Source organism: Petrimonas sp., assembly GCF_963921705.1.
Lineage (GTDB): Bacteria > Bacteroidota > Bacteroidia > Bacteroidales > Dysgonomonadaceae > Petrimonas > Petrimonas sulfuriphila.
In genome coordinates this window covers 1,738,870-1,751,683 of sequence record NZ_OY997410.1, presented here as the reverse complement: position 1 = coordinate 1,751,683, position 12,814 = coordinate 1,738,870, and the positions used below count along the sequence as shown (strand labels likewise).

7 protein-coding genes are annotated in these 12,814 nt (G+C 43.7%); 3 read left to right on the top strand and 4 right to left on the bottom strand.

Translation table 11 applies throughout. From position 1 onward, the window contains the following. Window positions 1-391: 391 nt before the first annotated feature. Window positions 392-1,672, bottom strand: a complete 1,281-nt coding sequence (locus AACM02_RS07225) for a fimbrillin family protein (protein ID WP_339116517.1) — start codon at window positions 1,670-1,672, stop codon at window positions 392-394. 155 nt (window positions 1,673-1,827) lie between these two features. Here AACM02_RS07225 and ffh point away from each other — a divergent pair, with 155 nt between their 5' ends. From ffh to AACM02_RS07210, 3 genes are all read left to right on the top strand, one after another. Next, entirely contained in the window at window positions 1,828-3,153 is a 1,326-nt protein-coding gene (gene ffh, locus AACM02_RS07220) for a signal recognition particle protein (protein WP_339117443.1), read from the top strand. 21 nt (window positions 3,154-3,174) lie between these two features. Next, a complete protein-coding gene (gene folD / locus AACM02_RS07215) occupies window positions 3,175-4,053 on the top strand; it encodes a bifunctional methylenetetrahydrofolate dehydrogenase/methenyltetrahydrofolate cyclohydrolase FolD (protein ID WP_339116516.1) in 879 nt (292 codons plus the stop codon). Between the two features lie 200 nt (window positions 4,054-4,253). Then, the gene (locus tag AACM02_RS07210; protein WP_339116515.1) at window positions 4,254-7,115 is read left to right on the top strand and encodes a helix-turn-helix domain-containing protein; all 2,862 of its coding nucleotides are present in this window, start codon (window positions 4,254-4,256) and stop codon (window positions 7,113-7,115) included. A 494-nt stretch (window positions 7,116-7,609) separates the two neighbouring features. Here AACM02_RS07210 and AACM02_RS07205 read toward each other — a convergent pair whose 3' ends face one another. The 3 genes from AACM02_RS07205 to AACM02_RS07195 form a co-directional block, all read right to left on the bottom strand. Next, complete coding sequence (locus tag AACM02_RS07205) at window positions 7,610-8,110, bottom strand: AraC family transcriptional regulator (protein ID WP_339116514.1); 501 nt, start codon at window positions 8,108-8,110, stop codon at window positions 7,610-7,612. A gap of 293 nt (window positions 8,111-8,403) precedes the next feature. Then, window positions 8,404-10,791, bottom strand: a complete 2,388-nt coding sequence (locus AACM02_RS07200; RefSeq protein ID WP_339116513.1) for a hypothetical protein — start codon at window positions 10,789-10,791, stop codon at window positions 8,404-8,406. Window positions 10,792-10,812: 21 nt separating this feature from the next. Continuing rightward, window positions 10,813-12,810: a fimbrial protein gene (locus AACM02_RS07195; protein WP_339116512.1), complete on the bottom strand. Its 1,998-nt coding sequence runs from the start codon at window positions 12,808-12,810 to the stop codon at window positions 10,813-10,815. Between the last annotated feature and the right edge of the window lie 4 nt (window positions 12,811-12,814).

The following is a 12,814-nucleotide window of genomic DNA, read 5'->3' as shown; positions in this document are numbered from 1 at the left end:
TAAAAGCCACAACAAAGGAATACAACCGTTCTTTTTAGTCTTTTTTAAAATTCAAAATCGACAGACCGGACAAATCCATCGACGAAAATCAATAAATCAAACTCGAGAGCCCGCTAAATTTTCCTGGGTTTACAGGCTTGTTTTTCCTTCTTAACCTTTGCTCCACATTTCTTACAAACGTATTTCGGCTCTTTGGCTTCTTCAAAATCTTTTTCTTTGCAAGCAGTCTTGCCCATACAGATATTTTTTTACCCGATAAAACAGCCCAAAACCTGTTTTTGTTTTGAAAACCGAAACAATTTAAGTTTCATCGGACAGCATATCCGATCATGCCTGTTTCATAGCATAGGCGTTCCACAAAACATGTACAGTTCTCATATTTAGCTGTATACTAATGATCAACAATAAACACATAAGCAGTAGCATCGGGTATACCCATCGCACCGTAATAAGTACCAATTTTTCCTTTTATTTTTACCTCTTTGCCCAGATTTCCCGGATTTGTTTTCAGATTCAAGTTATCTCTGATTTCTCCCAAAGGAAGGGATACAGGAAATGTCTTTGCACCGATCGTTTCACCGGGTGATTCGGCTAAAGCGAGGGAGGTTATTTTGATCTTGGTGCTATCGGTCAGGTCGTTGGTAAAAGAACCGACCGCAGTGCCTGCATAATATCCTACGATAAATCCTTTTACCCAAACCCCGCTTGCCGGAGATACATTCCGGGCATCTTCAACGGTGTACGGATTTTCGGGGGTTCCCTCCCCTACGGGCTGATAGACCTTAAAATCTTTTGGTACCGTTACCGTTATCCCGGGCACATCCATCCAATCAGCGATGACAGCTTTCACACTAAGCGGAGAACGTGTATCTAACTCGATCGTATAGGTATATTTATACCCCGGATCGAACGAGGTGATGGTGGACGAACTGTTCAGGTCGTACAGGTAACCGTATTCTCCGTTTATGATTTCAAGGGTTGCATCCGCGAGGCTTTCAGCAGGTAAAACAATGGCTTCGGCAAACGCTCCACCGTCACTCATTTTCATCGCAATATCTCCTTTTGCTGAAGCTGTTTGAGACTTGTCCGCCAGGGAGAACACTCCCTGGGTATTGGTTCCTTTTATCGTTACTGCAGTGTTCATCAAAGCCGATCCGTCGATGGTTTTAAGATAAACGACCAGCTTCGATAACTGATGAGTGAAAGAGAGATCGACGGATGGAGAGTTCTTATTTAAATCTGTGGCATTGTCTGCATACAACAAGTCAATCGCAGACGGGTCAGTCTGATCAGTCACATCGACTGCATATTCAAAAGCCGCGCTAACAGTTCCGTGGGGGTAATAGGCAATAAAATCCACGTTTGTCCCGTCAATTGGAAACTTCACATCGTGTGAAACGGCAATAGGGTTGAAAGTTCCGTCGCCCTCCGTTACGTATTTCGCATTTTTTGCTCGAACGGATCCTTCGGTAAGCCCATTTCCGGCCGTAACCATATAAATCCCGATAGCATCCCCTTCAGTCCAGGTATCGTTAGAAACCCGTGTCCTCACGCCGTCAATGCAGGCATTCACCCTGATGCTTCTGTTTATGATTGAAAAATCGATTCTTTCGCCTTCACAGGCAAGTAAAAACGGAAGCATAAGAAATAAGAGCAGATGATTTGTTTTCATAATTCTAAATACTTAAGTGTTAAAGCGACAAGATAATAAGAGAAAGTGTTATTTCCAAAAAATGACCGCAATTTCTTTTGATTCAGGGAACAGAAAAAAATTTTACTTTTTTTGCTTATCTTTGTATCCCAATAAAAAAAACAGGATAAATGGCTATGTTCGAAAATTTAAGTGACAGACTGGAAAGGTCGTTTAAGATACTGAAAGGTGAAGGGAAAATCACCGAAATTAACGTTGCCGAAACGTTGAAAGATGTTCGCCGTGCCCTGCTCGATGCCGACGTAAACTACAAGACCGCCAAGGAATTTACCGAAAACGTCCGCCAAAAGGCCCTTGGCCAGGACGTGCTTACCGCTGTAAAGCCGCATCAATTAATGGTGAAGATCGTCCACGACGAATTGACCCTTTTAATGGGTGAAACCGCGACGGACATCAACATCAAGGGCAGTCCGGCTATCATTTTGATGTCGGGCCTGCAAGGTTCCGGAAAGACCACTTTCTCGGGGAAACTGGCCAACCTGTTGAAATCGAAACGGGGAAAAAACCCGTTGCTGGTTGCCGGCGACGTGTATCGTCCGGCCGCTATTGAACAGTTGAAGATACTGGGAGAACAAATCGGTGTGCCGGTTTATTCCGAAGAAGAGAATAAAAATCCGGTTAAGATTGCTCAGAATGCCGTTCAGTACGCCAAGCAACACGGAAAAGACCTGGTGATCATAGATACCGCCGGCCGGTTGGCTATTGATGAGGCAATGATGACGGAAATTACCGCCATCAAAAATGCGGTAAATCCGCAGGAGATCCTGTTCGTAGTGGATGCCATGACCGGTCAGGATGCCGTGAACACGGCGAAAGAATTCAACGACCGGTTGAATTTCAACGGGGTTGTCCTTACCAAGCTCGACGGAGACACTCGCGGAGGTGCAGCCTTATCCATCCGTTCGGTGGTAAACAAACCCGTCAAATTTGTAGGAACGGGAGAAAAACTGGATGCTATTGATGTTTTCCATCCGGAACGTATGGCCGACCGGATTCTCGGCATGGGCGATATTGTTTCGCTGGTAGAAAAAGCCCAGGAGCAGTACGACGAAGAAGAAGCCCGCCGATTGCAAAAGAAGATCGCCAAAAATCAGTTTGACTTCAACGACTTTATCGCCCAGATCCAACAGATCAAAAAGATGGGCAACCTGAAAGACCTGGCTTCGATGATCCCGGGTGTGGGAAAACAGATTAAGGACCTGGATATCGATGATGACGCTTTTAAAAACATCGAAGCCATCATCCGCTCCATGACTCCCAAAGAAAGGACCAACCCCGAGATTCTGAACGGAAGCCGCAGGGCGCGCATTGCCAAGGGAAGCGGGACCAACGTTCAGGAAGTGAACAACCTGATCAAGCAGTTCGACCAGACCCGGAAGATGATGCGTGCCATGACGTCAGGCGGCGGAAAGGCGATGATGAGGAACATGAGAAGAAGATAAAAGTCACGGGACACAGAAGATATGCAATTAATTGACGGAAAAGCCGTAGCGGCACAAATTAAAAAGGAGATTGCCGAAGAGGTGGTGCGAATCAAGGCTGAAGGCGGCAAAACACCCCATTTGGCAGCGGTGCTTGTCGGACACGACGGAGGCAGCGAAACCTATGTGGCCAACAAAGTCAGGGCATGCGAAGAGGTGGGGTTTCGGTCGACCCTGATCCGTTACGAGGATGACGTCACCGAAGAAGAGCTGCTCGCTTGCGTAGATAGGCTCAACAACGATGCCGATGTGGATGGATTCATTGTTCAACTGCCGTTACCCGGCCACATTTCGGAAGGCAGGATCACGGAAGCTATCGATTACCGCAAGGATGTGGATGGATTTCATCCGGTAAACGTAGGGCGAATGGCCATCGGACTTCCCTGTTTTCTCTCGGCTACCCCTTCGGGAATCGTAGAGCTCCTTAAGCGGTACGAGATTGAGACCCGCGGAAAGCATTGCGTTATTTTAGGCCGTAGCAATATCGTGGGCAAACCGGCCGCATTATTAATGATGCAAAAAGGATATCCCGGCGACTGTACGGTAACCGTATGCCATAGCCGCACAAAAAACATCAAAGAAATATGTCTCCAGGCGGACATTGTTGTCGCGGCGCTGGGTGTCCCCGAATTTTTAAAAGCCGATATGGTAAAAGAAGGTGCTGTGGTTATTGATGTGGGTACAACCCGTGTTCCGAGTGACAAAACCAAATCGGGATTCAAACTTACCGGCGATGTTGCTTTCGATGAGGTGGCTCCCAAATGCAGTTACATCACACCGGTTCCGGGAGGAGTCGGACCGATGACCATTGTTTCCCTGTTAAAAAACACCCTCCTGGCCGGGAAGAAAACGATAGCCTGATTCGTTTAAATTTCATTTATTTTCATCAAATTCAAAAAAAATAACAAAAAAAGGACAATTTATTAAATATTTAAGCTACATTTGCAGGTCGACAAGAATTGAAACGGCAAAATCACAGTCTGATCGTCATCGGGTTGTTTAAGAATCAGCGTCTCTCGGTTAACTGTACATACTCTCAGTTTCTATAACTAGGTGATATTATGTCAATTATTCGTCCCTCATACCTCAGCTTATGCCTTATCGTCCTTTTGGCGATTGCATGCTCCTGCACCCAGGGGTCGGATTCGAAAAATAATTTCGATGTCAATCGACTTTCACTTCAGGATTCCATTAGCAAAATCAACCTGTCCATCAAAAAAATAAGAAACGACTCCAACAGCCTCCAGACTACATTGGAGCAGAGCCTGTTCTCAAACGACAAGATTAATCAATTAGTGCTCTATCGAAGCTTGGGAGATCTTCACCTTAAAAATTTTCATTTTACAAGCGCTATCAAAAACCACGGGGAGTACCTTAAACTATCGGAAGAACTTGCCGATTCACTTCAAATACTTAAGGCACTGAATGTACTGTCTATCGATTACAGGAAAGCCTATCAGATGGATAATGCCATACGGTATTCTTTTCGTGCGCGAAAAATGGCCGACAACCTGCAAAATTCGGACTCCATAGTCCTCAGGGAAAAGGCCCTGTCACTTAACGGAATTAGCTGGATATATTCCATGCTGGAATATCCTGACGAAGCCCTGAACTCCTTCAGACAATCGTATCAATTTGCCGAAAGGGCAAACCACACGGAACTGCTGGCCGACAACTTAATGGGAATAGGCATTGCATACAAGGATAAAAAGATGTATGATTCGGCCAGGGTTTATTTCAATAAGTCGGCCGATTTATTTATCGAGATAAATTCCAGAACAGGACTTGGGTTAACATTTTTCTGTTTTGGAAACCTAAGTGCAGAGCAGGGCAGTTATCAGGAAGCGCTCATTTTTTTGAACAATGCATACAACACATTGAAAGAAACAAGTGACAAATTAAACTGGATGGAGGTATGTTTTACTCTAGGAAATACATATAAAAAGCTTTCCCAATACGGCGAAGCTGAAAAGTACCTTGTGGAAGGACTGGAAATTGCCAAACAGTTAAACCTGCCCTTTTACCTGAAGAATGCTTACTCCGATTTATCGGAACTCTATTATTTACAAAACAGGCCGGCACTTGCCCAACAATACCATGTTGTATCGCACAGTTTCGACAACCTGATTAACCGAAACGAAACACAAACCATTCTGTTCAATGCTTTTGCCGATTATGAAAAAGCGGAGAGCAAAAAACAACTCACAGGCCTTAAAACGGTGTTTGATGCCAAAACGAACCAGCAAAGAATTCTCATTGTCGCCTTTATCGTAATAATTATACTGTTGATTATCATTTTTTTGATTCACAACCGCTACACAACGATGAAAAAACAGAAAGAGAAATCGTTGGTGGAAATAACAAAATTGAAGTCCGACTTTTACACGAACATTACCCATGAATTTAAAACGCCCATAAGCATCATTATCGGGCTGGCCGAGAAACTGAAGAAAACGATAGGAGAAAGCAAATCGGCCCACAACCTGATAGACCTGGATATAATTGGAAGGCAATCCGAGAATCTCTTGTTTCTTGTTAACGAGATACTTACTGTTTCTAAAATTCAAACCCGGAACAGTATTCATTGGGTGAATGGGAACATCGTGAGTCATTTAAGGTATTTACACAGCTGTTTTGTGGATTTTGCCGAAACAAAAAAAATAACCTACCTCTTCCACAGCAGCACGGATGAAATTATCATGGATTACTCCCGCGAACAAATCAGGGTGATTGTCAACAACCTGCTGACAAACGCCATCAAACATTGCAGTGCGGGGAACAAGATACTCCTGATGGTGAGGGAAGACAAAAAGCAAAAAAAATGCATTATTGAAGTGGCGGATAACGGTGAAGGAATAACTGCCAAAGATCTTCCGCACATATTTAAAACTTTCTATCAGGGAGAATCCGACCTGCGGGAGCAAATGGGGGTAGGAATCGGGCTTGCCTTCACGAAACAGGTTGTGGAAAGCCTGGATGGGGAAATACATGTGCGCAGCGTCCCCTTTAAAGAGACCGTTTTCACGGTAGAGATTCCTATTATCAACCATCACCGTGCATCGGGGAACCCGTTAGCAGAAGAAACGGTACCTCTGCCACGTCGTTTCGAATACGACCCCTTGGAGTTAGAAGAAGAGAAGGAGGACTCCAGCAAGCCGTTGATTCTGATTGCAGAAGATAATCGCGACATGATCTTTTACCTGACTACCGTCCTTCGCGATGAATTCAATATAGTAGTGGCGCACGACGGCCAGCAAGCGATGGATTTCGCGGAAGAAAAAATTCCCGACCTCATCATTTCCGATTTAATGATGCCCCTAGTAGATGGCAATAAACTCTGCTCCCACACCAAAAATTCTGTTATGACCAGCCACATTCCTATAATCGTGCTTACAGCCAAAGCTTCTGATGAAGACAGAATTCAATTAACTAAAGCGGGAGCAGATGCCTATATGACTAAACCGTTCATTGAGGAAGAGCTGAAAGCGAAAATCAACCAACTCTTAAAAAGCAGGAAAGAATTAAGGGAAAAATACGGCCAGGTTGTTTTAGACAGTCAAAACGCCTCACCTGAACTGACAAACGATTCCAATTTCGAATTTTTGCAAAAGGTTACCGATGTTATTTACCGGGAGATGAAAAATATCGATTATTTTCCACAGGGACTGGCCTCAGAAATGTGTGTGAGTCCTTCTCAGCTTAATCGGAAAATCAAATCCATATCGGGATTGAATGCCACTAATTACATCCTGAAGGTACGGCTGAACCGTGCCAAGAAACTGCTGACCACTTCCCAGAAACCTATCGGAGAAATTGCGATGGACTGTGGGTTCAATGATTTTGCCTATTTCTCGAGAACGTTTAAAAAGGAATTTGGAATCACCCCTTCCAAATATCAGCGGATGCCCCACCTATCAAATTAAATTTCATTCATAATCCTTAAAAGAATACCGGTTTTCTATTTTTCTGAAGAAAAAGATTGAAATACTAATACCGTAACTATTCTTAAATGGAACGCTTCGAAGACGCTAAAAGTTACACCAGATCAATGCGATCTGAGGCAAGGAATATTGCAAAGCTATTGTTTAACCTCAATGCATACTTTAACTCTTTTAAGCTAGCACAGGAAAGAAAAAAAACCATATAAACACTTTATATACAGTTTCTTGACCACTCGTTCGATTTATTGACTGGTCTGGTTTAAACCCAACAGAAAATTGAAAAATAAATTTAACAAAGAACTTATTGAATCTACAACTATGCTACATGACTCGAAACTATATTTTTAACTAACTTTTGGTCTAATATTTTGAGATATTTATAAAGACAGTATTTCCCCGTAGTTGAATTAGAGGAAACAGTTTTTAGCCGAAATTTAAACAGAGAGCGAACTGTAGTGTGGGACAGTTCGCTCTTTTCATTTATCAAGTTTTCTTATTTTCTCGGGCGGCAAGCCGATTTTTTTGAGACAGAAATCGCGCAGGTGTGATACATTGGAAAAACCCAAAAGGGATGCAATTTTTTTTAACGGGTAATCGGTATTCTCCAAGTAATCGATGACTTCATTCTTTCGGATTGACAACTGCCATTGTTTGGGAGTGGTGTTGAATTTTTGCTTGAAATGGCGCGTGAATGTTTTGGTAGATTTGTAATCACACCGGATTGCCAGGTCGTCAAGTGACGTGGCCTCCTTGTAGTGTTTCAATACCAGCTCCACAAATCCCTGTTCGGTCTTATTGTAGCTTACCACGTTCACTGCAAGCAGATCATTCGGGTTTTCGTTTGTGATAACTTTGTACTTACCGTTGCTGAAATGAAGCACACATTGCGCGACACCGTTATAATAATCGGCAGCAATCTCTTTAGTATCAATTATTTTATTACTGTCTGGTGAAAAGTAATTATTTAATTTATTCATACGTTAGTATAATTTGTACCTCTGATCGTCGGATATTCGGAGAAAAAATTTTTTTTCCCCGAATATTCCAAACAAACGATTTGAGCAGTAGATTTTCCTATTAAAGACTCTTGATCGAACAATATTTATTTAGATATGAGCCCCATAGTGATTCCTTGTTTTTTTGTTGCGTCCAACATGTATTACTATCTCTTTCATAATTCACTTTTGTAGTTGTTGTTTCTCAGTACATCTTATTTTCGGGAAACTACACCTTGTTCACTTTCAATAAGTGATAGAGAAGAACAATTTGCTTATTGTAATTGTAAACTACTGACCGTTTTCAATTCAGCTATAGTTTTTATTTGCTCATAATTGGTGGAAGAAAAATAAGATTTTCGATTATATCTAAATGTGACTGATTGTGAATTATTTGTCGATGCGGTTACCGTATAACGGTAATTCCCTGTTGATGTCATTTCAATACTACCGGGGCCTGAACTGATGCTTACAGTGCCATCGGAAGGGACATCGAGCCAACTACTACTCCAATAGTGTTTTATCGTTCCTTCAAATATTAAGTCTGTCAATACCATCGGAATGGTTCTGTTATTTCTTAAATTACCAATAGTGGTAGTGACGCTATATTTTTCTTTGTAGTTGCCGTTTACCTGTTTTTCGTAAGTGAATGTCACGGAAGTATTGTTGTTGTAAGAAGCCGGCGGTGTATAAATGAATGAGCCCGTTGAATTTACCTGAATACTTCCCGTTGACGCAACTATTCCTACACCGGAATGCATGGGTGTTCCCGGGAGAACAGAACCATTTTCACCATAGGTGATTGAGCCTAGAAACCCTAATATCGTCACACTATTCAGATGGATATTGGTTGAGTTGTTGGGAGTGAATGTGCTACTGTACCTACTACGTGTGAAGCCTTCCGTTATGTCAAAACTCACCGTTTGAGATTGGCCTGCCGATGTTGAACTAATCGCCCAAATATATTTGCCATCTTCATTCGCAGGCATGTAGAGGGTGCCGGAAGTCGCGGACAGGTTGTTTCGCAGCGCGTAAGGTACAGGTTTGGAAGAGCTGCCGTAGGTTAGGTTCCCCGTCCTGTATATTGAATTATATCCTACCATTCCATCAGTAAAATAATCGGCTTTTAATATAACACCTTCTGCATTCCCCGATAGATTGGTCTTGAAGTGGATCGTTTGTTCTCCTTTCTGCTCTGCCCGGTAGATGTAATGGATCTGACGGTCACCTTCCACAACCATTTCCAATCCGCTTGCCGCCGGATAGAGCCCTTTCGCATGAATTTGTATCGGGAGTGGAAAAAGGTCTTCAGGAAAGTCATCAGGAATGGTAAAACGTAAGGCGACATTGCTGCTTTGAGCATTCCCGACTGTTCCGGGATTCGCGTTATTGATCGTTATCGGATCAAACTGGAAAGGAGTCCTGAACACCACGCGGATGGTACGTGCCAATTCGCCTTTCGATACCCTGATCAGGGCTACTCCCGGTTCTTGGGGAAATGCTCCAAGACTTACCCCGGAAATAATCCCTGTTGTTGGATTGAAGTTAAGGGAAGCGGCATTAATCGCGGAGTTTCCGGTTTGTAAGGAGACCGTTACTCCCGTATTATTCACTTCATCGCTGCTGATATCGGGAAAATACTTTGCCCATACTTGAAAGGTCTGGTTGGGTTGAGTGAGGATTACCAACGTTTTTTCCACCTCCAGCTTGCTGTTCCCGTCGGAGATCATGGGATATTTCTCGATCACCGGATCAAGGGCTGTGTTGTTGTGCGAGGCACCTGCCAGAGCATCGTTAAAACTGCTGAATCCTGCCCTTGTGACCGATTGAATTTTTACTACATAATGGTAGTTTCTTTCGATGTTATAACGGTTTTTATTGTTATCAATCAAATCGATCTTATAGTAGTAGGATTCTCCTTCGTACGTACCCCGTACAATTACCGTGGTGATACTGGATGCCGATGCATTTTTACGTTCAAACAAGTACTTTTCTCCTGTTGAGATCCCGGATAACAAGGCAGGAAGTAACGTCACCCCCGATGGTTCGCTAACTGTTCCTTCAAGAAATCCCGTAGCTGCGCTATAGGGAGCTATGGTTCCCTGTTGGGGTGCGTTGTGAATAACAAAGCCGTTATAGGTGAAATTGGAAGCTTCGTTGATCACACTTATTTTGGCCTGGTTGCGAAGTAGCTGTACTGTTATCCCGTTGAAACTTGTAGCGGATATTCCGCTGTTCAACTCAACCCGTGACCAGAATGTAGTGCTTGTCGTGCTCAGTAGCGCGACCACTGTAGCTTCGTTCACCCCAGGAGAATCGTTGAACGCTTCTTCTCCGAGGTTTGAAATGAAATGTACAATGCGCCGTTTGCTGCTCGACGGTAGGGAAGCCGTAAAAGTTCCGCCTGTCTCCGATTGATTGGTGAGAGTGGCTTTCTTTCTCACGATAAAACTGCCGTTCTCGTCAAAGACCAACAGGTACATATCGTTTACACCGCCGGTTGCTCTGGTATTTACTGTTTTAAAATCCGGGATAGAGGCCGAGAAAGACACTGTAACATCGATTCCTTCATTCAATTGCTGTTCGGATTTCCATACACCCTCATCCACGCAGCCTGAGAGAGCTATCAACAAACCGAATAGACTGTATATTATCTTTTTCATATCTTTTGGTCTATAGTTTAATTAATCTTTAATATCACGGATACAACGTACATGAGCGCTGCTGTAAGTGGCCCCTGAATCCCAGTTGTAAGTATCGTCTGTTCTAACAAAAGGCAGGTTTTCCCGCATCCGGTAAGCACCATAGTAACCCGATTGCCCATAGGCATTTTTTGTCGGATACTGGCTCCAGTTGCTCCAGTAATAGGGGCCTCTCATCACATATTTGGTAGGAGCTGTTTGCTGAAGAACATCGATATAATAAATCTCAGCTGCTGTGGGAAGGCGCCAGCCTGTTTTTGTAGTGCCATCTTCTGAAGTTTCGCTATACCCTCTACATTGAGTTTGCGCATCGGAATAAGATTTTCGAACGCTCGCTCCAAACTGTGATGCCATTTCAAATTTAGGAGAGACCATTTTTGAAACCTCTTCACTGTTGATGGTTTGTCCTTGGCTGTCAACAGGTGGAAAACCCCATATGATATCGCCTTTAGGAGCCAATGTTGTAATGGCATACATATACGGATTATTATTGCCGGACGGTAATGAATAGCGGGTACCTTCAACGGGCATATAGGAACGGACTCCTTTTGTAACTGAAAAATAGGTTGCCGGTAACTGTCGTATTTTTACCGTTTCCGTCAGCTGTCCGTTGGTAACTTGAAATTCGATATCTTTCGGAATGTAATTTTCCGGAATGTCGCTGGTGATGATGATCGTACCGGAAGCCACACCTGACTGTACCTGTACCGATGGCACTTGGCCTCCAGTAACGTTTTCTGTGACCGGTGACGATGCCCCGGCCGGTACATAGGTGTAAGTTGCTTTTAACGAATTGGGCACGAGCATGACGTTGGCTACAGATGAGTTAAAGTTGAGGGTGTATGAACTCATATTTGGCATCACCACGTTGCGTTCTGACACTACCAGGTAGTGTGAACCCGTGATGGTTACCAGTATTTCCTGGGTGCTCCAATCCTTGATGGTATAGTTGCCCTGAATATCCACCGGAGGTTCATCCCTGCTTCCCAATATCTTTACTGTCACACCAATATCATACAGGAAATTGCGCTGAACCTTGTTCATGTATTGCTGATCATCACCGGTCAGTCCATACGGAGTCACGGGGACACGATACTTGTAATAGCCTATATCATTGCCTGTATTTTCCTTTAACGGAATAAGGAGTTCGAGATAGGTTTCCTTGGTGAAATCGGAGCTCCAGTCGTTGGCATAGGTGTAGAAAGGAGCTGCTGTGGTGTTGATGTTGCCAGAAAGAGTTTTTGTTAATTCCTTGTATCCGGTATCTTTCCACTCAGCACTGCCCGGAACAAATGTTGTGCCGTCATCCATCAATACCGACCGGTCGGTGAAGTGCACCAGTCTCGCCAGTGCCGTTCCTTCCTGAACATATCCCGGAACGTTCACTTCGATTAGCTGGAGCCGTATCTTTGAAGCTGCCCTTTTCAGGTGGACCATCCCCAAGTCGGGAGTGTTCAGGTTCACTATTTGTGAAATCATTCCATCCATGACGAAAGAGGATTGAGCAACAGCTCCCCCATCGGACACGAAACTTGCTGTCTGGAAAACCAGGTCCTTCAACGTTTGCAAGTTATTCTCTTCTTCAGTGATAGAACTTAGGTCGGCAGTATTGTTCGCCACTACATAGACGTCGTAGGTAGTTGTGGTGTTGTTCTCGAACAAAGCCCGTTTAGTTGCTACGACCGGAATGGTTGTCTTCTGTGTTCCGGCGTCATACGAAAGGTTGTTCACGCGCCATTTAAGGGTAGTTCCCTGATAAAAAAAGATGTCGAGTCTGTCGATTTTCTTCTCGTTATAACTCCCGTCGTTATCGCTCTCTTCCGTAGTTAGGGCACGGGTAGAAATATCACCCATCGACAAACTAAGTGTAAGGTGGCCGTCTTCGGCGGGAAATTTTTCTGTCACCTCAGATGTGCAGGCGGTCGCCATAATCAGCATAACCGCAATCAGTGAAACAAAAGGGTATATTCTTTTCTTCATAATT